We start from the raw sequence: 24,428 nt of genomic DNA, 5'->3' as shown, positions 1-24,428 counted from the left end.
TTCGATGAGACTCAGGCGGCACGTCGGTGACAGGTGAGGGAGTCGATGGCGACGGAGTCGGCCATGGCCTGCATGCCCTTGTCGTTGGGGTGCAGATGGTCGCCTCCGTCGAAGTACGCGAGCATGCGCTCGGGGTCGTAAGGGCTGCGCAGAGCGCGGTCGAAGTCGGCGACCGCGTCGAACTCACCGCTCGTTCTGATGAATTGGTTGATCTCCCGGCGTACGGCCTCGGCCTCCGCGTCCCACTGGCGCCAGCCCTTGAACGGCAGGATGGTCGCGCCGACGACGCACTTTCCGGCCGCGTGCGTGCGGCCGATGATCTCCCGGTAGCCGGCGATCATGTCCTGGGCGGTGACGTTGCTGTGCGCCTTGATGTCGTTGACGCCTTCGAAGAGGAAGACGGTGCGCACGCCGGGGTGGGAGAGCACGTCGCGCCCGAGTCGGTTGAGGGCGCTCTGCCCGGCGCCGTCGGCCAGGACCTTGTTGCCGGAGATGCCTTCGTTCGCCACCCCCTTGATCGCGGTGCTGTCGTTGGCCCGGAGGCGACGGGCGAGGTAGTCGGGCCAGCGGCGGTCGAGACCGGTCGAGGACTGCCAGCCGTCGGTGATGGAGTCGCCGAGCGCGACGACGGCACCCGTCCCCGGAGTCGCCCGCACGGTGACGGCGTCCAGGTAGTACCAGGAGCCGGTCGGCTCGGACCAGCCGGCGGCGCCCTCCTCGGCCGCGTGGTCGCCGGAGGTCGTGTACGAGGTCTGCATCGCCATGGCGTGGCCGGTCGCGGGTCCGCCGGCCTGCGCCACATGGAGGCTGATGACGAGGGCGGCCGCCGCGGCGAGCCGTCCCGGCAGCAGGTCGCTGTGGACCGTCTCCCCGGCGGCCACGGTGACGGACCGGTCGCCTCCGAAGGTCAGGCGCCGGTTGCTGCCGGGCACGAGGGCGGCACCCTCCTTGCGGATGCCCGCGTAGGCGCTGCCGAAGGTGAGGGGGCGGTCGCCGAAGGCGTTCGACAGCCGGATGCGCACTCCGGTGCCGGCGGCGCTGGTGCGGACGATCAGCCGGTAGCTGCGGTCGGATATGGCGTCGCCCACACGGTGGGCGCTCGCGCCCCAGGTGACGACCTCGTGCAGCCCGGCCGGGGAGACGACGGGCACCGGGGAAACGGCGGCCGACGCGAACACGCAGATCGCGGTGGTGACCAGAGCCGTCAGCGCGGCGGGCCCGTGCCGGTGACCCGGGTGACCCGGGTGACCCGGGTGGGCCGGGACTGTTCCGAGCGTGTGCACGTCGCTCACCGGCCCAGGTCGTGGAGTATGACGGACCGCCCCTGCGCCAGGGTGATCCTCCGGGAGGCGTCCCCGTACGCGACGGTGGTCGTGCGGCCGCCCACACCGCGCACCGCATGTGACGCCCCGGCGTCGAGCGGGCCGTGCTCCGGCGACCAGTCGCTGTCGGCGCTGAGGACGTCCTTCGGGGCCCCGGTGGCGGGGTGGGTGACGGTGGTGGTCAACGGCCGTGCCTCCCAGAACTCGCAGGCACCCTTGAGTATCGGCTGGATGCGGGCGAGATGGGAGCGGCTCTGGGTGAATTCATGGTGTTCGAAGGGGGAGTTGCACAGCCAGGCGTCGCCGGCCGGGTGCCACCGCCGGCCCACGCCGCCGTCTTCGCCGGCCTTGTACGGCGAGGACGGCTTCGGCGCGGCCTGCCGCGCCTGGCACGCGTGCGCCCTGGCCCACGTACTGCCGTACGCCTACGAGCCGGCGCCGGTGCTCTGCAACTCGTGGGAGGCCACCGGCTTCGATGTCGACGCCGGTCCTCAACCTCGCACGCCCGGACGTCGGCGGCTTCGCCTGCGACCGGCTGACCGCGCATCGAAGCGTGCAGCGGTGGCGGCGGCCGGATCGACCTCGGCATCCTCGCGCGCACCGACCACGCGTGGACCTCCGACAACACCGACGCGCCGAACCAGCTCACGCGGCGCAGCGTCCCCCTGCGGTTCCGCTTCCATGCCGCGATGGCGGGCCTGCCGGCGATCGGCGGCGACCTGAACGCCTGGTCGTCCGAGGAACTGGCCAAGGCCACCGGCCTGGACGCCGCGTACAAGTCGGTACGTCAACTCGTGCAGTACGGCGCGCTCCACCGGCTCGGCGAACCGAACGGCGAACCGGGCGGCGAAGAGCCCGCCGTGGTGCAGTACACCGCCCCGGACGCGGGGGAGACGCTGCTGCCGGCCTGGCGCTCGGCAGACCGCCATGGAAGCCCTCGCTTCCCGGTGCGTCCGGGTGCGTCCGGGCGGACTGGACCCGGCCGCGCGCTGCCGCGACACCCGCACCGGGACGGTGCACCACGGCGCGGTTCTGGCGGGATACGGCCTCACGCGGAATCTGCCGGCGGGTGACTGGTCGAGCACAGCGGTCCACCCGGTGCGGTGCGGGAGGAGTGGGCGTAGCCACCGCTCAGGCAGCGGAGTGAGAGGCCGGGGGAGTGCGGGGCTCGCGGCGGGCGAGACTGCTCTCGAACTGCTCCTGGAGAGCGGTGGGGATTGCGCCCCCGTCGGCCCACTCGACGATCTGCTCGGCGAGCCGGAACAGGGGAATGCCGGTGTTCCGCGACACCTCGCCGAGTACGCGCCGGCTCTGACCCGGGGTCAGACGTCCCACCGCGGCGACGACTCCCACCGCCTCCAGGACCGTGGCGCGATCGACGAGGGCCGCCTCCCGAGGCGCCGGCTGCTCGCCGGTCACCATGACCTCCCGTTCGTCGGGCACGTCGTCGATGACGAAGCCGGCGTTCGTGAGGGCCACGACGACCGCGGCGTGCAGAGCGCTGTCGATCCCGTGATACACGGGTGCGTGCGGATCCTGGCGGCCGGGCAGGGGCGGGGTGAGGCCGACCGTGGCAGCCCATGCGACGGCTATCCCGCGCGCGTTCTCCTCGATGCTGAGCCCGGGCGCGCCGTCGGTGTCCGCGGGAGACGTCTGATAACCGACGTCGGCGAGGGTCTCGCGGACTCTGGTGAGCAGCGACTCCGCCCGCTGGGGGTCGGTCCCGTCGGGCGGCCCGCCGTCGGCGAGCAGATCGTGGCAGCCGTGTGCGACCAGCAGTGCGCGGGCCGGCGCATCGGCGTTGCGAATGGTCATCGTCCGGTGGGACGCCACGGCCTGGCTCCGGATCTCTTCCAGGACCAGAGGACCGGAGGGGTGGCGCAGGACGGCGTCACCGAGGTCGAGGTCGAGCCCGTTGCCCGACCTGAGGGCCGCGGTGAGGGCCTCGTGCAGTGACCTGGCCCCATCGGCGTCGATCTCGCCGTGTACGGCTGCGCGGACCCGGCCGCGGGTATCGCCACTGGTCACGGTGACGGCGAACTCGGACCCGCTCGGGGCTTCGGATCGAGAGGACATTCGGTGTTCCCTGTCCGACCGGCGTTGGCCCCCTCATGGTCGTACACATGCCTGATACCAGTCAATACTTACATGAAAATAAACGCATCCTTTGAAATGCCTGTATATCGGCTCCTATGATTGAGATATGGACGGTCCTACGCCACAACGAAGTACATGGACATTCCTGACGAACCATGCCCGTGTCCTCTCGGCGATCGCCCGCGATCCTTGGGTCCGGATCCGGGATCTCGCGGCGGAGCTCCAGCTGACCGAGCGGACCGTGCAGGCGCTCGTCGCCGATCTGGAGGAGACGGGCTACCTCACGCACACCCGCGAGGGCAGGCGGAACAAGTACCAGGTCATCTGGGGCGGCAAGTTCCGCCATCCGGCCGAGGGCGGCAAGGAGATCGCACCTCTGCTCCACCTGCTCGCAGGTCATCCCGAAGGGGGCGGAGAGGACGGCGGTCCCGCCGGTCAGGAGCGGTGACGCCTGCCCGACCGGTCAGCGCGCCCGACGGGTGACCCTGCCCGACCGGTCACCGCGCCCGACCGGTCACGGGGCAGAGGTCACCCGCGCGGCGAGGAGGGCGACGTCGTCGTGGAAAGCGCCCTCGGTGGCCTCGCTGTGGACCAGCAGGCCGTCGCACAGCTCCGCGAGAGACGCGGTGGCGAGCGTCGCTGCGACACCGGCGGCCTGGTCCATCCCCTCGTCGATGGGCCGCGCCCGGTGCTCGACCAGCCCGTCGGTGTGGAGTACTACGGTGCTTCCCGCGCGCAGTTCCTCCTCGTGGTTGTCGCGGGGCAGATCCGGGTCGACGCCCAGCGGGAGGCCGATGTCCGCCGCGAGGTAGCGGGCCCGTCCGTCGGGCGTCGCGATCAGCGGCGGAAGATGGCCGGCGCTCGCCCATTGCAGCCGGCGCCCGTCCCCATGGGGCTCCAGGCGGGCGATGATGACGGTGGCCATGGGCCCGCCGTGCAGTTCGTGGAGCACCGTGTCGAGACGGTTGAGGATGCGGCTCGGCGGCTCCTGCTCGTCGAAGGCGATGACGCGCAGCATGTTGCTGATCTGGCTCATCACGGTCGCGGCCGCGATGCCGTGTCCCATGACGTCGCCGACCATCAGGCAGGGCACACGGTCGGGCAGCCGGATCAGGTCGTACCAGTCGCCGCCGATGCGCGGCGCTTCGGTCGACGGCTGGTACCGCGCCTGGAGCTCCAGGCCCTCCAGGCGCGGCAGCTCCGGCAGGATGCCCCGCTGGAACTCCTCCGTCGCCTGGCGAACCTGCTGGTAGAGGCGCGCGTTCTCGATCGCCACGCCTGCCGCTCCGGCCAGTGCGGTCAGCAGGTTCTCGTCCTCGGTCGTGAACGCCTCGCCCGAGGTCTTCGACCCCAGGTAGAGATGCCCGTAGAGCTTGTCGCGGACCCGGATCGGTGCCGCGAGCAGGCTGGATGTCCGCAGGTGGCCCGGGGGGAGGTCGGTGCTGGGCGGCTGCCCGGTCCGGTTCCCCACGCTCAGCGGGAGCCCCTCGTGGCAGAGGCCGCTCAACGGCCCGCCCTGCCCGGCGCCCGGCTCGTCGGCGGCCGTGAAGCCCGAAGTGATCACCTTGCAGAACCGGCCCGTGTCGCTCAGCACGCCGAGCCCTCCGTACCGGGCCCGGATCAGGTCGCGGGCGGTGTCGGCGATTCTGTGCAGCACGACATCCAGTTGGAGTTCCTTGCTGACCTCCAGGACCGCGTTCAGGAGCTCCTCCGCCCGGCCGGGGACCCTCGCCACCTGACGCAGCCCTCTCTCCAGCCGGTCCAGGTGCTCATCGGTCAGTTTCGGGGGCGGCGGCAGGTGTGTGCGGTCGTCCCGGGGTGCATCGTCCGGGGGGTGTGTCATCGGTGGTCCCCTTCCGCGCTGCCCTCGGAGTGGCCGCTCTCCCTGCCTGGAGAAACCATTCCTTTCTATGGCATATGCACTAGAGTGCTCGCGCCACTCGGGGGTGGCTGCCGCGGGGAACGCCTGGGGGCGGCTGCGGCCAAGTCCCCTCGCCGGGCGCGGCGTTCGGCGAGGAGGGTTAAGGCGTACCATTAGTCCCTTTTGTTGGAGTTTGCCCCGCCTCTTCCTGGGGACCCGCGACTACAGGAGGCTCGTACCGGGCCCCGACGACTACGGATGAACGCGGAGGTCCCGCATGTCCACAGACACGCTCATCGCCATCATCGTCCCTATCGCGGTGATCCTGATTCTCGTCGCGGCGGGGCTGTGGATCGCCATGCGCCGCCGTCGTCTCCAGGAGCGGTTCGGCCCCGAGTACGACCGGACCGTCCAGGACGGGGAGAGCCGGCTGTCCGCCGAGCGCGAGCTGCGTTCCCGGGAGCAGCGCCACCGTGACCTGGACATCCGGGAACTGCCTGCCGAGGCCCGCGACCGGTACTCCGCGGACTGGAAGAGTGCGGAGGAACGGTTCGTCGACCAGCCGAGTGAGAGCGTGGACGACGCCGACCGCCTGGTCACCCGTCTCATGCGCGACCGCGGCTACCCCACGGAGGGGTACGAGCAGCAGCTCCGCGACCTCTCCGTCGAGCACGGACGCACCCTGGAGCACTACCGTGCGGCCCACGAGGTCGGCGTCCGCAACCAGGGCGGCCGTGCGACCACCGAGGAACTGCGCGGCGCCATGGTGCACTACCGCGCGCTCTTCCAGGAGTTGCTCAGCGACAACGGCAACCCGCCCCATCGACACCGGCACACACGGCGCGACGCGGCCTGACGCCGCGCCGGACGAGGTGAGTTGACATGCCATTCCCCGACAGCCCCTACCCCGACACCGACCGCGGCGCACCGGACGGCGGTCTCACCACCGAGGATCTGGCCCGCCCGGGCCAGGCCACCGCCCCGGACGAGTCCGCACCCCTCTACCCCGGCGAGGCGACGCCGGTACGAGGCGCCACGGAGGAACCGGCCGGGGACGAGCGTCCTGCCGACGCCGAGGCCGATGCCGAGGCGGACTCCGCCACCGCGGCGCCGGGCGCTGAGACGGGGCAGCCGCTGATCGACCCCGCCGAGGCGGAGGCGTACCGCGACCGCTGGCAGGAGATCCAGGGCACCTTCGTCGACGACCCCAAGGACTCCGTGCACGCCGCGGACGCCCTGGTCGCGGAAGTGATCCAGTCCCTGGCAGCGACGTTCGCCGACCACAAGAAGGACCTGGAGTCCCAGTGGAGCCGGGGCGAGGAGGTCGAGACGGAGGACCTCCGGGTCGCGCTCCAGCGGTACCGGAGCTTCTTCAACCAACTGCTGCACACCTGACCCGCACCACCTGATCCGCACCACCTGATCCGTACCCGACCAGCGAGTCGTTCCCTGCGGCACCCTCGGTGTACCGACGCGGACACCGAGGGTGCTCGTCGGTTCCTCGCCGCTTCGCTGCTTCGCCGGACGCGTCGCAGAGAGGTACGACGCCCTGGGGTGAGGCGTGGCCGGGCGTACCGCCGGCAGAGGCGGGTACCCGGCGACGAACCAGACGAGCAGATCCGAGCGGGGAGGGTTCCGATGACCGACGTTTCACGCCTGCCCGGCGCCGTTCAGCACCGCTGGGACTGGCAGCTGCATGCCGCGTGCCGTGACATCGGCAGCGGCCTGTTCTTTCCTCCGCCGGACGAGCGGGGAGACGCCCGGCAGGAGCGCGAGAAGCAGGCCAAACGGGTGTGCCGCACCTGCCCGGTCCGCAACGCGTGCCTCCGCCATTCCCTGCGGGCGCGCGAGAAGTTCGGGGTGTGGGGCGGTCTCGGCGAGCAGGAACGCCGTGCGCTGCTCGCCTCGCAGCAGCGCAGCGGGCGCCGGTGGCGAACGGCCCGAGGCGGAACCGCGGCCTGAGGTGCCGCCGGCCTGAGGTGCCGCGTCCGCCGCGCCCCGCAGGACCTCAGATCTCCTCCTCCATCCGGATGGCGGCCTTGAGATCGTCGTGGGCCTTGCTCGGCCCGCCTTCCTGCGCTTCGAGCAGAGCCGCGGCGATGGCGTCCAGCTTGCGCTGGACGGCACGCTCGGCCCTGAGCTCCGAGTTCTTGAGCAGGGCCAGCAGGAGCAGGGTGACGGCGGTCATGCACTCCCCGGCGAAGACCTGCCACTTGAGGGCGAACCCGGCGACGTGGACGACCACCACTCCGGCGACCAGGGCCAGGCACAGAACGAAGAAGAGCGGGGAGCTCGTGAAGGTCGACGCCGCTTCTGCCAGTCGCTCGAACGGGCCTCGCTTGTCGCCGCCGCGGTCGGCGGGATGCTGGATCGTCACCGGTTCACGTCGCCTTCCCGTGCGCGGAGCGCAGTCGGCCGATTGCGCCCGGCGCCAACACCACCGTGTGCCCGCCCTCGGGGGGCCCGCAAACCGGCGCACGCCGCCCGCGTGTCCATGGAGCAGCCCTGCGCCGCCCACATCGTGGGCGACAGGCCCCGCAGCACTCGGCCGAACGGCCCAGACCGCGTTGGACACGGGCACGTACGGGTTACTGGTCTTCCGTGCCCGCAGACGATGCCCGTGCTTCGCGCGACGAGACCGAAATGGAGCGCGCGGACCGCAATTTCGCCGAGCTGCTCCAAGAGCTGCGCGTCATCCAGACCGGCGTGCAGATCCTGTTCGCCTTCCTGCTGACCCTCGTCTTCCAGGCCCGCTTCGCCGGCCTGGACTCCTTCCAGCGCGGTACGTACGTGACGACGCTGATGCTCGCCGTCATCGCCGCCGCGCTCTTCACCGCGCCGGCGGCCGTGCACCGCGGCCTGTTCCGCAAGGGCGCCAAGAAGGAGATCGTCACCGTCTCCTCCCGGCTCGCCGGTGCGGGCATGGTGGTGCTCGCCCTGGCCCTGACCTCCGCCGTCCTGCTGGTCGTGGACGTCGTCCACGGCACACCCGAAGGGATCGCGGCCGCCGCCGTGACCCTCTTCGTCTGCGCCTGTCTGTGGGGCCTGCTGCCATGGATCATGAACCGGCGCATCACGGAGGACGGCGACCGACAGGGGCGGCAGCCGGAACCACAGTCCTGACGCGGCACCGGCACGGGCGGCGCTGATTCGCCGGTGGCCGATCGGGTAGGCGCGGTGCGTGACCCTCGTGGAGCAGTCGAGACCGGGGGAAGAGCGGCAGCCGGAGCGTCGGCCCGGGGCGGCGCGGACCGCGGCTGTGCGCGAGAAGCCCCCCGTGCGGACGATGGGCGTCGAGGAGGAGTTCCTCCTCGTCGACCGCCGGACCCGCGCCCCGGTGCCGCGGGCACCGCAGGTGATCCGGCAGCTCACCCCCGTGCTGGGCGACCTGGTGCAGGTCGAGCTCTACCGCTCGATGGTGGAGATCCGCACCCGCCCCACGGCTTCGGCCGCCGGCCTCCGGGCGCAACTCGCCGCGATGCGCGCGACGGTGGCCGCGGCCGCCCGGGACGCCGGCTGCCTGCTCCTCGCCTCGGGCACCCCCGTCGTGCCCCCGGCTCGGCCGATCCCCGTCACCGACACCCCCAGGTACCGCCGGATGGCGGCCCGCTGCTGCGCGATCGTGGACGGTGTCGGCGGCACGACCTGCGGCTGCCATGTGCACATCGGCACCCTCGACCGCAGCTGTGCCCTGGAGCTCTCCAACCATCTGCGCCCCTGGCTGCCCACGCTCCAGGCCCTCGCCGCCAACTCACCCTTCCACGCCGGACGCGACAGCGGTTTCGCCAGCCGCCGGTCGGTCGAGGCCGACCGCTGGCCCACCGCCGGCCCGCCGCCCCTGCTGGACAGGGCCGGATACGAGACCACCGCGGATGCCCTCGTCTCCTCGGGAGTGCTCCTGGACCGACGGATGATCTACTGGTACGCCCGGCCGTCGGAGCACGTACCGACACTGGAGGTCCGGATCGCCGACGTCAACGCGGACCTGGACGGCACGGTACTGATCGCCGCTCTCGTCCGCGGGCTGTGCACCGCGCTGCTCGCCGACATCGGCGAGGGGCGCCCGCCACCGCAGGTGCCGATCGGCCGCCTCCGCGCCGCGCACTGGCACGCGGCCCGCTTCGGCGCCACCGGCCACGGCCTCGACCCCCTCACCGGCCATCTGGTCCCGACGCGCCTGCTCATCGAACGACTGCTCGGGCGCGCGGCGCCCGGTCTCGCGGCCGCCGGTGATCTGGCGGCGGTCGAACGCCTGTTGACCCGGCACCTGGTCCTCGGCACCGGTGCCGACCGCCAGCGCGCCCACCACCGACGGACGGGGAGCCTCCAGCAGGTCGTCGACCACATGGCGGCGCTCACCGCGGCGAACCGTGGCGTGTGACGGCGGGCGACACGACCCAGCACAGCGACGCAGGAGGTCGCCATGGGCGACAAGGCCCTCACCATCTACCTGAACGACCACTTGGCCGGAGCCACGGCAGGTGTCGAACTGTCCCGGCGCATCGCACGGGAGCACCGTGCGTCGGCATGCGCCACGGAGACGCAGGGACTGGCCGACGAGATCGCCCAGGACCGCCGGAGCCTTCGCGCGGTGATGGACTCGCTCGACGTGAAGCCGCGCCGCTACAAGGTCTACGGGGGCTGGGTGGCCGAGAAGGCCGCCAGGTTCAAACCCAACGGCCGCCTCCACCGGCGGGCGGGGCTCAGCGACCTCGTCGAGTTCGAGACCCTGCGGCTGGGAATCCAGGGCAAGCACGAGATGTGGCAGGCCCTGGTGCCTGTCGTCGCGGAAACGGGCCGTGGGGACGCGCCCGCGCTCGACCGGCTCATCGACCGGGCACGGAGCCAGATGGCGGCCGTCGACGCGCTGCACGACGCGGCGGCCAGAGCCACCCTGAGCGGGCACACCCTGCGCGGGCACCGGGACTGATCACGCGTCATGCGCACGCGTCGCGCCGCCCGCCGGCGTGGGTGGGCGCCTGCGTGGTCGGCACCGGATCCCGCGCACCCGCCGGATCCCGCGCACCCGCCGGTTCACGGGGATGCGCGGGACCAGGTGCGTCACAGACCGCCGAGTACCGCGAAGGGATCGGCCGCGCCGCCGTTGTCGACCGCGGCGATCCTGCGCCGCAGGGCGAAGGCCGCTCCCGGCTCCAGGGTCACCTGGCGCTGGCTCATCGCCCAGATCCCGCAGGCGTACGCGGTGAACTGCGCGTCCTCGTAGAGCAGCCCGTACGTCTGCCCGTCGGAGCCCGTCATACCGATCCACGGCTCGGCGGGCGTGAAGTCGGCGGGCGAGCCCGCGGTGATGGTGCCGTGACCCGCGACGCCGCTGCGCTGGCCCGCGCCGTCGTGGTCGAGGACGTCGCCGGTCCAGAACGTGACCGCGCCGGCGCCGGTGTTGGTGAAGACGCTGTCGGCCCGCACCCACGGCTCACCCTTGCGGATGGTGTACGTGGTGGTGACGGCCAGCTCCGGCAGCTCTGTGCTGCGGCCCACCGCGCGCACCGACGCCTCGGCGTCCGTGGAGGACACCACCGCGACGCTGTCGGACTTCACCGTGCGCTGCTGCCAGGCGCTGCCGCCGCGCGGCTGCGCCAGGGAGGCGTAGGGCAGGTTGATCCAGTCGATCTGGTCCAGCCGGCCGACGGCAGCCAGGTCGAGCGGCTTGCCCAGGGTCACCCCCGACAGCTGCGGGTCCTCCGAACCGGCCGAAACGGCCAGCGCCAGCAGGTCGTTGGAGAGCACCAGGTCCGCGGAACCCGCCTGGGACTGCGGGCCCGGCACCGTACGGCCCGTCCCGGCGCGGGCGCCGGAGCGCGTCAGGCCCAGGTCGACCGTGAGCCCGGAGCCCTCGCGCAGGGTGACCTCCCGCTGGACCGGGTCGTATCCGACACCGTTCGCGGCCAGGGTGTACGTGCCGGGCGGGGCGAACGCCAGGAACTCACCGGCCGTGTCCGTGGTGCTCGCGCCGATCCGCCGGCCCTCCGCGTCGACCACCGTCACCTGGACGTTCACCAGCGGCGCGCCGGTCGCCGCGTCGGCGATCCTGCCCGTGAGGCCGTCGCCCGCGCCGATGCGGCGCGCGCCGGGACAGCCGTCGCGCACCTCGTAAGTGGCGAGGGTGAACGCGGGTGAGACGGCGTCACCGGCGCTCAGCACGATGCGCAGATCGGTGCGCCAGCGCTCGGGCGTGATGTCGCACAGGGTGTAGCCGCGGTACGTGCCGTTGTAGAACTTCACATGCGGGTTGGCGGGCAGGCCCGTGCGCACGTCGGCGTCCCAGCCGCCCGCGCCCGACGAGACCGAGGTGCCGACGAACTCGGTGGCGACGGTACGCGAACGCGGGTCGCCGAAGTCCTTCTTGAGGTCGTTGACCCACGCCGAGTGCCAGTCACCGCTGAGCACCACCGGGTTGGCGGGCCGCTTGCGCTCGAAGAAGTCCAGGATGCGGGAGCGGGCCGCCGGATAGCCGTCCCACTGGTCGAGGTTGACGATCCTGCCCGGGCCCAGGTCGTAGTCGAAGGCCGCCATGATGGTCTGCTGGGCTATCACGTTCCAGCGGGTCCGGGAGCGGTCGAGGCCGTCGAGCAGCCAGCGCTCCTGCTCGATTCCGGTCATGGTGCGCGCCGGGTCGTACGCTTCGGCGCACGGCTCCTTGCGACCGTCGCCGCACGGCTGGTCGCTGCGGTACTGACGGGTGTCCAGGACCGAGAACCCGGCCAGTCTGCCGAAGTCGAACCGGCGGTAGAGCAGGGCGTCCGCACCCTCGGGGCGCTGCTCGGGCCGCAGCGGGAGGTGCTCGTAGTAGGCCTGGTAGCCGTTGGCGCGCCGCTCCAGGAACGGGCGGCCGTCGCCGGCGGCGCCCGCGATGTCCGCCGCGTAGTTGTTCTGCACCTCGTGGTCGTCCCAGGTGGTGAAGAACGGGAACCTGGCGTGCGCGGCGCGCAGGTCGGGCGAGGTCTTGTAGAGCTGGTGCAGACGCCGGAACTCGGCGAGGCCGCCGCCCGCGGTCTCGTAGATGTAGTCGCCGAGGTGCAGTACGAAGTCGATGTCCTGCTCGGCCAGGTCGCGGTAGGCGGCGTACGCGCCCCCGGCCCACGACTGGCAGGAGACGAACGCGAAGCGGAGCCGGTCGGGCCGGTCGCCGGGCGCGGGGAGCGTACGCGTACGGCCGGTGCGGCTGTGGACCGTACCGCCCTCGCCCGCCGTGGCGAAGCGGTACCAGTACCACCGGTCGGGGGCCAGGTCCTCGGCGACGATGTGCACGCTGTGCGCCGACTCGGGGCGCGCGGTCGCCGTGCCGCGGCGGACGACGTGCCGGAAGTGCTCGTCGCGGGCGACCTCCCAGCTGACCTCGACCGGTTCGGCCGGCATACCGCCGGTCTCGGCGTTCAGCGGGTCGGGCGCGAGCCGGGTCCACAGCACCACACTGTGGTGGTCGGGCTCACCGGAGGCCACGCCGAGCGTGAAGGGCGCGGTGTCCAGGTCGAGCGCCTCGGCCGACTCGGGCCACGCGAGCTGCCCTGCGGCCATCGCGCCGAGCGCGGTACCGCCGACGGCGGTGAGAAAACGGCGCCGGCCGAGCCGGGGGACACGGGGTTCGGGAAGTACGTCTGTCACGCGGGGACTCTCCCGGCGACGCCCGGCCTGGTGGCCACCGCCGAGTGAACACCGCCTTTACGGACGCCGACCGCTTCGCCTGCCCGACCGCTTCGCCCGCCCGGCAGGGCAACCGCACGGCCGATCGCGACACCATCGAGCCTCGGCCGGTCGGTAAAGTACGCGTGTGACGATCGTGGATGACCGTGAGTTCCCCGCCGCGTTGGCCGCTGCCATGGCCGTCCCGTTCCACTACGACGGCGGTGACGGGGTGGACTTCGAGCCCTTCACGGCCTTCCTGTCCGCCGAGGAGACCACCGACTGGCTTCGCGCATGGACCGGCAACGAGCAACTGACCGGTGACGACTTCCGCGTCTTCGGCCAGGACGGCACCGGCGGCTACGCGGCGTTCTGGCTGGTCCGCAAGGACAGCGCCCTCGCGGACCAGCCCGTGGTCTTCCTCGGCTCCGAGGGAGACACCGCCGTCGTCGCGAGGGACCTGAGCGACTTCCTCTGGCTGCTGGCCGGCGGCTACGGTCCCTTCGAGGCGACCTCCGCGTTCACCACGTACGAGCCGGGCTGGGCGGCGCGGCCCGGGCGGGAGCTGACCGCCGTCGCAGAACGCTACGCGCCGGACTGCCGGCGCTCGGCCGCCGACGTGATCGAGTCGGCCGCACGCGAGTTCCCCGACTTCGACAGCACCGTCACGGAACTCTGCCGCTGAGACCGTGGGGGCGGGCCGCCGGCGCCCCGGCGGGAGGGCCGGGGCGCTCGTGCGGACGGTGTCAGGAGCTTGTGAGGATCACGAGTTGCCGGGTCGCCCGGGTCATCGCGACATAGCGGTCGACGGCTCCTTCGACGCCCTCGCCGAACGCCTCCGGGTCGACGAGGACGACCAGGTCGAACTCGAGCCCCTTCGACAGCGCCGGGGTCAGCGACCGGACGCGGGACGTCGTACGGAAGGTGGGATCGCCGATGACGCAGGCGATCCCGTCGGCATGGGCGGCGAGCCAGGTGTCGAGGATCGGGCTGAGGTCCGAGGCGGATCCGTGGACGACGGGGACGCCGCTGCTGCGGATGGAGGTCGGCACGTTGGCGTCCGGGAGCACGGCCCGGACGACCGGCTCGGCTTCCGCCATGACCTCTTCAGGGGTCCGGTAGTTGATGCTCAGGGACGCCACGTTGATCCGGTCGAGCCCGATCCGCTCCAGCCGTTCCTGCCAGGACTCCGGGAAGCCTTGCCTGGCCTGGGCGCGGTCACCGACGATGGTGAAGCTCCGGGACGGGCAGCGGAGCAGCAGCATCTGCCATTCCGCGTCGGTCAGTTCCTGGGCCTCGTCCACGACGATGTGCGCGAACGGGCCTGCGAGCAGGTCCGGGTCGGCGGTTTGCAGTTCGGACTCGTCGACCAGGCTGACCTGGGCGTCCTGGCCGCGAAGCATCGTCACCAGGCCGATGCCGTCGTCGCCGTCGGCGCCTGAGGCGGACGCGGCGTCGATCAGGTTGTCCACGACCTGCGCCATACGCTCGCGCTGGGCGGCGAGGACGGCCGCGTGCCGACGCTTCTGCCGGGCCGCCTCCGGGTCGCCGAGCCGCTGCCGTGCCGCGTCCAGGAGCGGCAGGTCGGACACCGTCCAGGCATGGGCGTCCGCGCGCTGGAGCTTGCGGACCTCGTCGGGGCTGAGCCAGGGGGCGCACTTGCGCAGGTAGGCGGGTACCGACCACAGGTCGCCGACGAGGTCGGTCGCTTCGAGCATCGGCCATGCGCGGTTGAGGGTCCTGACCAGCTCGGTGTTCTGCAGCAGCGACCTGCGGAAGAGGTCGGGCGGCACATCGCCGTCGTGCTTGTCCGCCAGGATCGTCACCAGCTCCTCCCAGATCTGGTCGCGCGCCTCGTTGTGCGGAGTGCCCGGTTCCGGCGCTGCGAACGCCTCGGCCCAGTCGTCGGCGCTCAGCCGGACGTCGTCCCAGTGGGTCGAGACCGTCATCCCCTGGACGGGCGGCTCTTCGTAGATGCCGACCGCCGGTTCGATCGCCTTCACCATGTGCGCGGACGACTTCAGGAGGGCCACGTCCGGGTCGCTCTCGAACGCGGCTGCGGCCCCCTCGGCGACGAGGTCGCGGACGGTGCAGGTCTGCACGCCCTCCTCGCCCAGACTGGGGAGGACGTCGGAGACGTAGGCCAGGTAGGGCTGGTGCGGACCGACGAACAGCACGCCGCCCCGACGGTGACCGAGACGCGGGTCGGAGTAGAGGAGGTGGGCGGTGCGGTGCAGGGCGACGACGGTCTTGCCCGTGCCGGGACCGCCGTCGACGACGAGAGCGCCGCGGGATCCCGCCCGGATGATGGCGTCCTGGTCGGCCTGGATGGTGCCGAGGACATCCCGCATCCGGGACGACCGGTTGCTGCCCAGGCTGGCGATGAAGGCGGACTGGTCGTCGAGCGCGGCGTGCCCTTCGAGCCCGTCCGCGGTGAAGACCTCGTCCCAGTAGTCGCTGATCCGCCCGCGGGTCCAGCGGTACCTGCGGCGGCTCGCCAGACCCATCGGATCGGCGTGGGTCGCCGCGAAGAACGGCTCGGCGGCGGGGGAGCGCCAGTCGAGCAGCAGCCGACGCCCCGTGCTGTCCGTGAGGCCGAGGCGACCGATGTACACGGGCCCGGCGCCGTCCGCGCCGACGATGCGTCCGAGGCAGAGGTCCAGGCCGAAGCGGCGCAGGGTCCGCAGGCGAGCGGTCAGCCGGTGGATCTCCGCGTCCCGGTCCATCGCCTCCCTGCCGACGCCGCCGGGCGCCTTGCGCTCGGTGTCGAGGCGGCCTGACAGCTCGGCGATGGTCTGCTCGAGGCACTCCGCGATGGCCGCGAAGTGCTGTTCGTCGCCGTCGACCAGTGCCGGGTCGGCCTTGGGGGAGAGGTGGTCGGGAAGGTCGAACGCGCTGGTGGTCAGGGGGTTCATGTCGTCGGTTCCGATCTGAGGTCGCTTGCGACCACGGGGTGCGGCCAGGCGTCTGGACCGGTGTGCGTTCTCGTGTGCCGGGGGCAGGCCCGGCGGCCTCGCATGGTTCACGCGGGCAGCGGCGGCTCTGCTCGGCTGATCGTTTCGAGCAGCAGCGTCGCGGCCACCGATGCTCCGTCGGCGCGGACCGTGCCGGCCACGGCCCTCGCCCGTGCGCGGGTCTCGGGGGCCAGGGCCGTGCTCAGCGCGGCGGACAGGGACTCGAAGGTCGGAGTCGGACCGTCGTGTGCCGCACCGATGCCCAGGTCGGCCACCCGGCCCGCCCAGTACGGCTGGTCCGCGAGCTGGGGCACCACCACCTGAGGCGCGCCGGCCCGGGTGGCCGTCGTCGTGGTGCCCGCGCCGCCGTGGTGCACGACGGCGGCGACCCGGGTGAACAGTGCCTGCTGGTTGACCTCGCCGACGACGAAGCAGTCGTCCCGGTCGTCGATCGGGGCCAGGCCGGCCCAGCCGCGGGCCACGACCGCACGGCGGCCCTGCGCGCGGATCGCCCCGATGGCCACGTGGGCGACGTCCGTCGACGCGTGCATGGGCATGCTGCCGAAGCCCACGTACACCGGTGGTGTGCCGGCGTCCAGGAACGCCGCCAACTCGGGCGGGAGGGGGTGGACATCGGGCAGGATCCACGCTCCGGTCTGGACGACGTCGAGGCCCGGGGTCTCCCGCCACGGGTCCAGGACCGGGTCCGTCGCCAGCCACGGCCGGTCGCCGACGACGTGGTCGCGGACGTTGTCCACCGGCGGCAGGCCGATCGCGGCCCGGTTCGTGTTGAGCGCCGGGCCGAACAGCGCGTTGATGTTCCGGGCGTCGAGGTCCCACAGCTCCCGGTTGTCGGTCACCTCCGGCGGGAACGGCCGGCCCGCGTACGCCAGCGGCGGGCGGTGCGGCGACGGCAGGGTCAGCTGCTGGAAGGTCAGGGACACGGAGCGGATGCCCAGCTTCTCGGCCACCGAGCGCGCGCCGGCCGCGGCTGGCATCGCGCCGGTCGCCACCAGGGCGTCGCATCCCTCGGCCGCCGCGGTGACCGCGGCGAACTGGTCGGCGATCAACTCGGCCGCGCGCTGGGGCAGGGACGACGGCTGCGGCGCCGCCGTCGTCAGGGCCCGCGCCGACCTGCCGACCGGCACCAGCGGTACGCCGACGCCGGCCAGCCGCTGCGCGAAGTCCTCGTCCGGCGGGGCGCACACCCGCACCTCCGCGCCCAGTGCCCGCAACCGCACCGCGAGTCCCACCAGCGGTTCGACGTCCCCGCGCGACCCATATGTCGACAACAACACTCGCACTTCGCGACTCCCGCTTTCCGCAGATTCCGGCTTCGGCCGGTGATTCTGCGGCACGAAGGGGGCCTTGCCGCAAGCCCCCCTGTGCGCTATAAGTTGAGAGTGGAAAGGAGTGGGTGCTCCCCCTTTCCCCTCTCGTCTTCTCCCGTCCGCTCTCGCCGGACGCCCCCTTCGCGAAGCGACTGGCCTTCAAAAACGCGTGATGCCGTCAACCAGAGTCACTGGTTGACGGCATCACGCGTTCGGATGGCCGGCGTCCGCCGCCGGCCCCGCCGGGGTCGTCCCGCCGGGGTCAGACCGCCGGGATCAGACCGTCGGTACCGGGTAGGTCGGGTACTCCACCCCGGAGACGTGCTGGACGACGCGGATGACCTGGCAGGAGTAGCCGAACTCGTTGTCGTACCAGAGGTAGAGGATCGCGTTGTCGCCGTCGACCTTGGTGGCGCCCGCGTCGACGATCGAGGCGTGGCGCGAGCCGATGAAGTCGCTCGAGACCGCGTCGGGGGCGGTGGTGAAGTCGATCTGGCGCTTGAGGGGCGAGGTCAGCGACACGTTGCGGAGGTAGTCGAGGACCTCCTCGCGGGTGGTCTCGCGCCCGAGCCGCAGGCTGAGGATCGCGATCGAGACGTCCGGCACCGGGACGCGGATCGAGCTGCCGGTGATCGGTGCCTTGAGCTCCGGCAGCGCCTTGGCGACGGCGGAGGCGGCACCGGTCTCGGTGATGACCATGTTGAGCGGTGCCGAACGGCCGCGGCGCTCGGCCTTGTGGTAGTTGTCCAGCAGGTTCTGGTCGTTGGTGAACGAGTGGACGGTCTCCACGTGGCCGCGCAGGACGCCGTACTCGTCCTCCATCGCCTTCAGCGGCGGCACGATCGCGTTGGTCGTGCAGGACGCGCAGGACAGGATCTGCTCGTCCGGCTTGATCATGTCGTGGTTGACGCCGTGGACGATGTTCGGGACGTCGCCCTTGCCGGGGGCGGTCAGGACGACCTTGTCGATGCCGGGACGCAGGTGCTTCGACAGGCCCTCGCGGTCGCGCCACTTGCCGGTGTTGTCGATGAGGATGGCGTCCTTGATGCCGTACGCCGTGTAGTCGACCTCCGAGGGGTCGCCGGCGTAGATCACCCTGATCTCGTTGCCGTTGGCGACGATCGTGCTGTTGGCCTCGTCGACGGTGATCGTGCCCTGGAACTGGCCGTGGATCGAGTCGCGGCGCAGCAGCGAGGCGCGCTTGACGATGTCGTTCTCGCCGCCCTGGCGGACGACGATGGCGCGCAGCCGCAGGCCGTTGCCCGAGCCGGCCTTCTCGATGAGCAGGCGGGCGACGAGGCGGCCGATGCGGCCGAAGCCGTAGAGGACGACGTCACGCGGCTCGCGGCGCTCGATCTTGTTGGCGCCGGTGGCACCCGAGACGGCCTTGGCGGTGAACTCCGCCACCGTGAGTCCGCGGTCGTCGGCCTTGTACGTCGCGGCGAGCATGCCGATGTCGATCTGGGAAGGGCCGAGATCGAGCGTCGTGAGAGCCTGCAGGAACGGAAGCGTCTCGGTGACCGAGAGCTCCTCACCGGCGATCTGCCGGGCGAATCGGTGGGTCTTGAGAATGCTGACCACCGACTTGTTCACCAAGGAGCGGCTGTGCAGCAGGACCGTGACGTCCTGCTCCCGGTGCAGCTTCCCGATGATCGGGATCATCGACTCCGCGATCTCCTCGCGGTTCTTCCAGTTGGTGAACGAGTCGTCATTGACAGTCACAGGTTTATCTTTCGAGCTAGGCGGCGCTCACATGCTAACCCGCCGCCATTTTGATCCTTCAAACGGTGCCGCTCAGACGCCCTCGGGGCGGGTGATGCGGACGCCGAGCTCCCCGGCCAGCAGCGTCGTACAGCCCTGGCGGCCCTCGCGGGCACCGGTGAAGAGGCGCTCCGCTTCGAGGTGGAACGTGACGGGGGTCACCGTGCCGGGCGGCAGGGCGATCCTGCGGAACGCGACCAGCTCGCGCACGCGCGGCCAGGCGGGGCCGCCGGTCCGGTGCGCGTAGAGCTGGACGACCTCGGACAGCGGGCGGGGTGACTCGTTCTCCAGCTCGACCGTGACGACGATCCGGTCCGCCGCCGCGGATCCCTCCCCGGCGCCGGCGAGGAGCCCCGTGACCCGGCTCGTGCGGTAGCCCTGGCCGTAGCCGAAGGGGCGCAGCACGGCGCGGGGGGCGTCCACGTAGACGCCGTCGGCGGGCCGCCGGTCGTTGTACCGGACGGGCACCGCCCCGGCATCGGCCGGCAGGGTCATCGGCAGGCGTCCCTCCGGTTCCGCCTCGCCGAGGAGGACGTCGAGGACCGCGTCGGCGCCGTACGGGCCGGGGTATCCGGCCCACAGGGTCGCGTCGGCGAGAGCGAGGACCTCCGTGAGCACATGGGGGCGTCCGGCGACGACGACCGCGACGAGCGGGGCACCGGTGGCCGCGCGGGCGCGCCGCAGCAGGGCGTCCTGGCCGCCGGGGAGCCGCAGATCGGCGAGGTCGACGCCCTCGCCGCAGGTGGCGCGGGTGTGCAGGGCGGCGCCGTTGTCCGCGAAGCCGTCGCCGTAGTGCCGGTGGCTGGTGCCGCCGAGCACCGCGAGCACCAGGTCGGCCGATGCCGCAGCGGCCTCCAACTCCCGCCCGTCGCCCTGGACATGGCGGACCCGGACCCGGTCGCCCAGCCTGTCCCGCACCGCGTCGAGGACGCTGCGCTCGGCCTCCGGGAGCAGCGGCGGCACGTAGTCGCCCAGCAGAGCGGTCGCCGAAGCCGCGTTGGGGCCGATCACGGCGATCTCATGGACCGCGTCCGGCGCCAGCGGCAGCGCGCGCCCCCGGTTCTCCAGCAGGACGAGCGAGCGCCGGGCCAGCCGCCCGGACAGCTCGGCGGCGGGGCGTACGGGTACCGGCGCCACCGCAGGGCGGACCGGGGCCGCGTCCAGGAGACCCAGCAGGCTCTTCACCCGCAGCACCGCCCCGCAGGCGCGGTCGATCGCCTCCGCGGTGCCCGGGTCGTCCCCGGCCGCCTCCTCCAGGAGCGTGTACGCCTCGTCCCACAGCGAGAGGTCGACACCCGCGAGGAGCGCCGCCCGCGCGGCCTCCCGGAGCGAGCCGGTCATCGCGGCCAGCCGGTCGACGGCCTTGCCGTCCGCCATGACCAGGCCGTCGAAGCCCCAGGCGTCCCGCAGCAGTGCGGTCAGCAGCTCGGGGTTCGCGCAGCACGGCACACCGTCGATGTCGTTGTACGCCGCCATCAGGCCGACCGCCCCCGCACGGATCCCTGCCTCGGCGGCGGGCAGGTGGAGCTCGTGCAGATCCCGCTGGCCGAGCACCGCGGACTGCCCGTTGCGGCCCCCGACGCCCTCGCCCTGTGCGGCGAAGTGCTTGAGCACGACCCCCACCCCGCCGCCGGCCAGCGCCGATCTGCCGGCTCCCTGCATGCCCTCCACGAGCGCGCGCGTGAGCTCCGCGGCCAGCAGCGGGTCCTCGCCGAAGCACTCCTCGGCGCGGCCCCAGCGCGGATCGCGGAGCAGGTCGAGCGCCGAGACCAGCGCGAGGTGCACTCCGCCGGCCCGCAGTTCGGCGGCGACGGCCCGTGCGCACTCGGCGAGCAGTCCGGGGTCCCAGGAGGCGCCCGCGTTGAGGTTCACCGGGAAGAGGGTGGACCCGAGGGCCTGGTGGCCGTGCGGGGCCTCCTCCACGATGAGCGGGGGCACGCCGTGCCGCGATCCGCTGCGTACCGCGTCGGTGACCAGTGCGGCGACCTCCGCCCGCTCCTCCGGGCGGACGCCGTCCTTCCAGGACCGCCCCGACCAGGCGTCGGCCCGGAAGAGGCCGTACAGCGCGCCGAGCCCGCCCCAGCGCTCGACCTCCGTGTGGAAGGTGTCGGTCAGCTCGAAGCCGCCGCGCCGGCGGGCCACGCACTCCCAGCCGAACAGCCGCTGGTTGAGCTGGCCCACCTTCTCGCGGAGCGTCATCCGGGACAGCAGCTCATCGACGTCCTCGTTCACACCGGTCACCGGGTTCATCCCGTTCGCCCCGTTCCCTGCGTTCCTCCCGTTCACCCCTTGACCCCGCCTTCCTCGACGCCCTTGAAGAAGAAGCGCTGGAGCACGAAGAAGAAGACCAGAATCGGCACCACCGCGATCACCGTCCCGGCCGCCACGATCCGGGGGTCGTCGAAGAACGTCCCGCGCAGGGCGTTCAGGCCGACCGTGAGCGTGTACTTGTCCTGGTCGGACAGGACGATCAGCGGCCAGAGGAAGTCGTTCCAGGAGCCGACGAACGCGAAGATCGCGACGACCGTGATCGCCCCCTTGACCTGCGGCAGGCAGATCCGCAGGAAGCGCTGGCGGACGTTGGCCCCGTCGATCAGGCTCGCCTCCTCCAAGGCGGCGGGGACGGCCAGGAAGGCGTTCCGCATCAGCAGGACGTTGAGCGCCGCGACGGCTGTCGGCAGCGCGACGCCGAGCAGGGTGTCGTTGAGCCCCATGGAACGCATCAGCAGGAACTGCGCCACGATGATGATCTCCGCGGGCACCAGCAGCGCGACCACGAACACCGAGAGCGCCGCGCCCCGCCCCCGGAACCTCAGCCGGGCCAGGGCGAACCCGGCGCAGGTGGCGCCGATGACGTTCGCCGCGACCGAGATCAGGGCCACGGTCGTGGAGTTGAGCAGATACCGCAGGACGGGTACGAGCCGGGTGACCTCGGCGTAGTTCCCCAGGGTCGGATCGCTCGGGACCAACTGGGGCGGCCGGGTGTACAGATCGTCGCCAACGCCCTTGAACGACAGGGACAACTGCCAGACGAACGGGCCGACGAGGACGACGAACATCAAGACCAGGGCGGTGTAGCGAAGCGCGGCCCCTCGGTGCCGCACCCACGTCCGCCGGGGCGTCGTACGACTCATTCCGCATCGCCCTCCCGCCGCTGGAGCCTCAGCTGCACGAGCAGCATGCCGAGGGTGATCAGGAACATCACGACGCTGACCGCCGCCGCGTATCCGGTGCGCGCCGTGAGGCCGGTGCCCTCGCGCTGGATGAGCATGGTCATCGTGAGGTCCTCGCCGCCCGGTCCTCCGGTGTTGCCGGACAGCACGTAGATCTCGCTGAACACGCGGAAGGCGGCGACGGACGACAACACGCCCACCAGCGCCATCGTGCCGCGGACACCGGGGACGGTCACCGAGAGGAACGTACGGACGGGGCCCGCACCGTCGACCGCCGCCGCGTCGTACAGGACGGGGCTGACATTGGCCAGGGCGGCGACGTAGATCACCATGTAGTAGCCGAGACCGGTCCACACGGTGACGAACATCGCGCTGAAGAGGAGCAGCCAGCGGTCCGTGACGAACGGGACGGGCGAGGAGACCAGATGCAGCCATGACAGCAGCTCGTTGACGAGCCCGCGGCTGTCGAGGAGATTCGTCCAGATCAGACCGACCACGACCGCCGACATCACCACGGGCATGTAGTACGCCGTCCGGAACATCCCGACGAACCGGCCGGGCCTGCTCACCAGACACGCCAGCAGCAGCGGCAGCACCACCATCACCGGCACCACGCACACCACGTACAGCGAGGAGTTGAGCAGCGCGGTCCAGAAGCGGTGGTCCTCGGCCAGCCGGGCGAAGTTGCCGAGACCGATGAACCGGCCGCCGCGCACCATCGTGGCGTCGGTGAAGGCCAGCACCACCGTGTTGAGGAACGGGAACAGGACGAAGAGCAGCGTGACGGTGAGCCCGAGGACCAGGAAGAGCCAGGGCGTGCCCCACCACCTGTGCGTACGACCCGCCCGGTGCGGGGTCTGCGCGGACCCGCCGCCCCCGGGCCGCCGGGGCGGCAGCAGCACCCGGCGGCCCGTCGCCGCGGAGCCCGAGGGCGGGGAGTCCGACGGCGGGCTGTCCGCCGAAGGCGCGGAGGTCATGCGCGGCCGAGCCTCTCGTTGCAGAAGGCCACCGTCTCGTCCAGCGCCTGCTGCGGCGACTTCCTGCCCTTGATGGCGAGGGCGACCTGCTCGCGCAACTCGTCGACCATCGCCTGCGAGAACGCCGGCGGCCAGTACACGACCGCCCTCTTGGTCTGCGCGGCCGCCTCGACACGGACCCGGCCCTCGTCCGTACCGTCGTCCGCGGTGAAGTACGGGTCGTCGAGCGTGCCCGCGGTCGCCGGGAAGATCGCCGCCTCGTGGGCGAACGCCAGCTGGTTCTTCGCGTTCGTCGCGAACTTGGCGAAGGCGATCGCCGTCGCCGCGTTCCTGGTGTGCGCGCTCACGGCCAGCGACTCGATGTACATGTTCGGCGCGGCGTTGGCGATCATCGGGCCGATCGCGACGCTCTTGTAGACCTTCGGGGCGGTCTTCTTGAAGTCCGCCAGGTTGTACGCGCTGCCCGGCAGCCAGCCGAGCCGGCCCGCCTTGAACTTGTCGACCTCGCCGGTCTGCTGCTCGTTCAGGACGTCCTCGGTCAGCGCCCCGGCCTCGTACATCTCCTTGAAGCGGGTGAGCAGTTCGACGCCCTCGGGGCCGTTGAAGGTGAACTCCGTGCCCTGCCGGTTCATCAGCGGGACGCCGTAGGTACCGAAGGTCTCGATCACCGGCGTCCGGCCGATCATCGAGTACGAGCCCTTGGCGGCGCCGGCCATCCTCGTCGCCTGGGCGAACAGCTCGTCGTAGGTCGCGGGGATCTGCGCCGGGTCGAGCCCGGCCTTGGCGAGGAGGTCCTTGTTGAAGAAGGACGGACCGGTGTTGAGGTAGAAGGGGTAGCCGTAGGTGCCGCCGCCCACGCCCGGCCAGGTCATGGCCTCCCACGCGGCGGGAAGGAAGTCCTTCCTCGCCTCGGGGTCCTCCTTGGCGATGTCCAGGAGCCGGCCCGCGCCGGCGAGCGTGTAGCCCGCCTCGGGGCCGAGGTCCATGACATCGGGGAGGGTGCCCGCGGCCGCGTCCGCCGACAGCTTGTCCGAGTAGCCGTCGGCGGGCTGGTCGACCCACTTCACCTTCGTGCCGGGGTGCTGCTGCTCGAAGGCGTCGACGAGTCCGGTGAAGTACTTCTCGTAGCCGCCCTTGAGGTTCCAGGTCTGGAAGGTGATCTCGCCGGCGATCTTCCCGTCCCGCGCGGAGCCCGCGGCGTCCTGGGCGGCGCCTCCGCCACCCACACCGCAGCCGGTCAGCGCCAGGGCGAGGGCCAGGCCCACGCCCAGGACGGCTCGGCGTCCGGTCCTACTCATGGTGAACTCCCTT

The 24,428-nt window shown here is 71.9% G+C and carries 21 protein-coding genes and 2 pseudogenes; 10 read left to right on the top strand and 13 right to left on the bottom strand.

Annotated features, from left to right (window positions below):
* Nucleotides 1–11: 11 nt before the first annotated feature.
* Together KK483_RS01320 and KK483_RS01315 are read right to left on the bottom strand one after the other, a co-directional pair.
* Complete coding sequence (locus tag KK483_RS01320) at nucleotides 12–1,178, bottom strand: SGNH/GDSL hydrolase family protein (RefSeq protein ID WP_262009296.1); 1,167 nt, start codon at nucleotides 1,176–1,178, stop codon at nucleotides 12–14.
* 233 nt (nucleotides 1,179–1,411) lie between these two features.
* A pseudogene (locus KK483_RS01315) lies at nucleotides 1,412–1,657 on the bottom strand (glycosyl hydrolase family 95 catalytic domain-containing protein); the annotation flags it as partial.
* Between the two features lie 210 nt (nucleotides 1,658–1,867).
* Between KK483_RS01315 and KK483_RS35255 the strand changes: the two are divergent.
* Both KK483_RS35255 and KK483_RS01310 read left to right on the top strand, forming a co-directional pair.
* Nucleotides 1,868–1,915 (top strand): annotated as a pseudogene (locus tag KK483_RS35255) (hypothetical protein); the annotation flags it as partial.
* 96 nt (nucleotides 1,916–2,011) lie between these two features.
* Complete coding sequence (locus tag KK483_RS01310; RefSeq protein WP_262002997.1) at nucleotides 2,012–2,395, top strand: hypothetical protein; 384 nt, start codon at nucleotides 2,012–2,014, stop codon at nucleotides 2,393–2,395.
* A 58-nt stretch (nucleotides 2,396–2,453) separates the two neighbouring features.
* On the opposite strand, the gene KK483_RS01305 is transcribed toward KK483_RS01310, so the two are convergent.
* The gene (locus KK483_RS01305; RefSeq protein WP_262002995.1) at nucleotides 2,454–3,398 is read right to left on the bottom strand and encodes an ANTAR domain-containing protein; all 945 of its coding nucleotides are present in this window, start codon (nucleotides 3,396–3,398) and stop codon (nucleotides 2,454–2,456) included.
* A gap of 127 nt (nucleotides 3,399–3,525) precedes the next feature.
* Between KK483_RS01305 and KK483_RS01300 the strand changes: the two genes are divergently transcribed.
* On the top strand, nucleotides 3,526–3,867 hold the full coding sequence (locus KK483_RS01300; RefSeq protein WP_262002993.1) for a helix-turn-helix domain-containing protein: 342 nt from the start codon (nucleotides 3,526–3,528) through the stop codon (nucleotides 3,865–3,867).
* A 66-nt stretch (nucleotides 3,868–3,933) separates the two neighbouring features.
* Here the strand turns inward: KK483_RS01300 and KK483_RS01295 are convergent, their stop codons facing one another.
* A complete protein-coding gene (locus KK483_RS01295) occupies nucleotides 3,934–5,262 on the bottom strand; it encodes a PP2C family protein-serine/threonine phosphatase (protein ID WP_262002992.1) in 1,329 nt (442 codons plus the stop codon).
* Nucleotides 5,263–5,557: 295 nt separating this feature from the next.
* On the opposite strand from KK483_RS01295, the gene KK483_RS01290 reads away from it, so the two are divergent.
* The 3 genes from KK483_RS01290 (at nucleotide 5,558) to KK483_RS01280 (ending at nucleotide 7,242) form a co-directional block, all read left to right on the top strand.
* Nucleotides 5,558–6,136, top strand: a complete 579-nt coding sequence (locus KK483_RS01290) for a hypothetical protein (RefSeq protein ID WP_262002990.1) — start codon at nucleotides 5,558–5,560, stop codon at nucleotides 6,134–6,136.
* Nucleotides 6,137–6,162: 26 nt separating this feature from the next.
* Nucleotides 6,163–6,675: a hypothetical protein gene (locus KK483_RS01285; protein WP_262002989.1), complete on the top strand. Its 513-nt coding sequence runs from the start codon at nucleotides 6,163–6,165 to the stop codon at nucleotides 6,673–6,675.
* 243 nt (nucleotides 6,676–6,918) lie between these two features.
* Nucleotides 6,919–7,242, top strand: a complete 324-nt coding sequence (locus KK483_RS01280; RefSeq protein WP_262002988.1) for a WhiB family transcriptional regulator — start codon at nucleotides 6,919–6,921, stop codon at nucleotides 7,240–7,242.
* A gap of 46 nt (nucleotides 7,243–7,288) precedes the next feature.
* On the opposite strand, the gene KK483_RS01275 is transcribed toward KK483_RS01280, so the two are convergent.
* On the bottom strand, nucleotides 7,289–7,657 hold the full coding sequence (locus KK483_RS01275) for a low affinity iron permease family protein (RefSeq protein ID WP_262002987.1): 369 nt from the start codon (nucleotides 7,655–7,657) through the stop codon (nucleotides 7,289–7,291).
* A 266-nt stretch (nucleotides 7,658–7,923) separates the two neighbouring features.
* On the opposite strand from KK483_RS01275, the gene KK483_RS01270 reads away from it, so the two are divergent.
* The 3 genes from KK483_RS01270 (at nucleotide 7,924) to KK483_RS01260 (ending at nucleotide 10,210) form a co-directional block, all read left to right on the top strand.
* On the top strand, nucleotides 7,924–8,403 hold the full coding sequence (locus tag KK483_RS01270) for a DUF6328 family protein (RefSeq protein ID WP_262009295.1): 480 nt from the start codon (nucleotides 7,924–7,926) through the stop codon (nucleotides 8,401–8,403).
* Between the two features lie 136 nt (nucleotides 8,404–8,539).
* Nucleotides 8,540–9,661, top strand: a complete 1,122-nt coding sequence (locus KK483_RS01265) for a glutamate--cysteine ligase (protein WP_262002986.1) — start codon at nucleotides 8,540–8,542, stop codon at nucleotides 9,659–9,661.
* A 42-nt stretch (nucleotides 9,662–9,703) separates the two neighbouring features.
* Nucleotides 9,704–10,210 (top strand): hypothetical protein, encoded by a 507-nt coding sequence (locus KK483_RS01260; RefSeq protein WP_262002985.1) that lies wholly within the window; start codon nucleotides 9,704–9,706, stop codon nucleotides 10,208–10,210.
* 131 nt (nucleotides 10,211–10,341) lie between these two features.
* Here KK483_RS01260 and KK483_RS01255 read toward each other — a convergent pair whose 3' ends face one another.
* Nucleotides 10,342–12,903, bottom strand: a complete 2,562-nt coding sequence (locus KK483_RS01255; RefSeq protein WP_262002983.1) for an alkaline phosphatase D family protein — start codon at nucleotides 12,901–12,903, stop codon at nucleotides 10,342–10,344.
* Nucleotides 12,904–13,117: 214 nt separating this feature from the next.
* Here KK483_RS01255 and KK483_RS01250 point away from each other — a divergent pair, with 214 nt between their 5' ends.
* Nucleotides 13,118–13,606: an SMI1/KNR4 family protein gene (locus KK483_RS01250; protein WP_399015920.1), complete on the top strand. Its 489-nt coding sequence runs from the start codon at nucleotides 13,118–13,120 to the stop codon at nucleotides 13,604–13,606.
* 61 nt (nucleotides 13,607–13,667) lie between these two features.
* On the opposite strand, the gene helR is transcribed toward KK483_RS01250, so the two are convergent.
* From helR to KK483_RS01215, 7 genes are all read right to left on the bottom strand, one after another.
* Nucleotides 13,668–15,836 carry an RNA polymerase recycling motor ATPase HelR gene (helR, locus tag KK483_RS01245; protein WP_262002981.1) on the bottom strand — a complete coding sequence of 723 codons (2,169 nt, stop codon included), beginning with the start codon at nucleotides 15,834–15,836 and terminating at the stop codon, nucleotides 13,668–13,670.
* A gap of 107 nt (nucleotides 15,837–15,943) precedes the next feature.
* A complete protein-coding gene (locus KK483_RS01240) occupies nucleotides 15,944–17,173 on the bottom strand; it encodes a glycosyltransferase (RefSeq protein ID WP_262009293.1) in 1,230 nt (409 codons plus the stop codon).
* 309 nt (nucleotides 17,174–17,482) lie between these two features.
* Nucleotides 17,483–18,928 (bottom strand): glyceraldehyde-3-phosphate dehydrogenase, encoded by a 1,446-nt coding sequence (locus KK483_RS01235; protein ID WP_262002980.1) that lies wholly within the window; start codon nucleotides 18,926–18,928, stop codon nucleotides 17,483–17,485.
* A 72-nt stretch (nucleotides 18,929–19,000) separates the two neighbouring features.
* Nucleotides 19,001–21,217 (bottom strand): glycoside hydrolase family 3 N-terminal domain-containing protein, encoded by a 2,217-nt coding sequence (locus KK483_RS01230; protein ID WP_399012994.1) that lies wholly within the window; start codon nucleotides 21,215–21,217, stop codon nucleotides 19,001–19,003.
* Nucleotides 21,218–21,249: 32 nt separating this feature from the next.
* Nucleotides 21,250–22,101 (bottom strand): carbohydrate ABC transporter permease, encoded by an 852-nt coding sequence (locus KK483_RS01225; protein ID WP_262002978.1) that lies wholly within the window; start codon nucleotides 22,099–22,101, stop codon nucleotides 21,250–21,252.
* Nucleotides 22,098–23,117 (bottom strand): carbohydrate ABC transporter permease, encoded by a 1,020-nt coding sequence (locus KK483_RS01220; protein ID WP_262002977.1) that lies wholly within the window; start codon nucleotides 23,115–23,117, stop codon nucleotides 22,098–22,100. Before KK483_RS01220 ends, KK483_RS01225 begins: the two co-directional genes overlap by 4 nt.
* A complete protein-coding gene (locus KK483_RS01215) occupies nucleotides 23,114–24,415 on the bottom strand; it encodes a sugar ABC transporter substrate-binding protein (protein ID WP_262002976.1) in 1,302 nt (433 codons plus the stop codon). The genes KK483_RS01220 and KK483_RS01215 overlap by 4 nt, the downstream gene beginning before the upstream one ends.
* Between the last annotated feature and the right edge of the window lie 13 nt (nucleotides 24,416–24,428).

Source organism: Streptomyces sp. FIT100 (assembly GCF_024584805.1).
Classification (GTDB): Bacteria; Actinomycetota; Actinomycetes; order Streptomycetales; family Streptomycetaceae; genus Streptomyces.
Note: the sequence above shows the minus strand (reverse complement) of the source record. Positions and strands in the feature narration are given on the sequence as shown.

Bases quoted from the DNA above. Each gene is read 5' to 3' on its own strand.
- KK483_RS01310 (WP_262002997.1), top strand. From the start codon at position 2,012: ATGGCGGGCCTGCCGGCGATCGGCGGCGACCTGAACGCCTGGTCGTCC.
- KK483_RS01305 (WP_262002995.1), bottom strand. From the start codon at position 3,398: ATGTCCTCTCGATCCGAAGCCCCGAGCGGGTCCGAGTTCGCCGTCACC.
- KK483_RS01300 (WP_262002993.1), top strand. From the start codon at position 3,526: ATGGACGGTCCTACGCCACAACGAAGTACATGGACATTCCTGACGAAC.
- KK483_RS01295 (WP_262002992.1), bottom strand. From the start codon at position 5,262: ATGACACACCCCCCGGACGATGCACCCCGGGACGACCGCACACACCTG.
- KK483_RS01290 (WP_262002990.1), top strand. From the start codon at position 5,558: ATGTCCACAGACACGCTCATCGCCATCATCGTCCCTATCGCGGTGATC.
- KK483_RS01285 (WP_262002989.1), top strand. From the start codon at position 6,163: ATGCCATTCCCCGACAGCCCCTACCCCGACACCGACCGCGGCGCACCG.
- KK483_RS01280 (WP_262002988.1), top strand. From the start codon at position 6,919: ATGACCGACGTTTCACGCCTGCCCGGCGCCGTTCAGCACCGCTGGGAC.
- KK483_RS01270 (WP_262009295.1), top strand. From the start codon at position 7,924: ATGGAGCGCGCGGACCGCAATTTCGCCGAGCTGCTCCAAGAGCTGCGC.
- KK483_RS01260 (WP_262002985.1), top strand. From the start codon at position 9,704: ATGGGCGACAAGGCCCTCACCATCTACCTGAACGACCACTTGGCCGGA.
- KK483_RS01250 (WP_399015920.1), top strand. From the start codon at position 13,118: ATGGCCGTCCCGTTCCACTACGACGGCGGTGACGGGGTGGACTTCGAG.
- helR (WP_262002981.1), bottom strand. From the start codon at position 15,836: ATGAACCCCCTGACCACCAGCGCGTTCGACCTTCCCGACCACCTCTCC.
- KK483_RS01230 (WP_399012994.1), bottom strand. From the start codon at position 21,217: ATGAACCCGGTGACCGGTGTGAACGAGGACGTCGATGAGCTGCTGTCC.
- KK483_RS01225 (WP_262002978.1), bottom strand. From the start codon at position 22,101: ATGAGTCGTACGACGCCCCGGCGGACGTGGGTGCGGCACCGAGGGGCC.
- KK483_RS01220 (WP_262002977.1), bottom strand. From the start codon at position 23,117: ATGACCTCCGCGCCTTCGGCGGACAGCCCGCCGTCGGACTCCCCGCCC.
- KK483_RS01215 (WP_262002976.1), bottom strand. From the start codon at position 24,415: ATGAGTAGGACCGGACGCCGAGCCGTCCTGGGCGTGGGCCTGGCCCTC.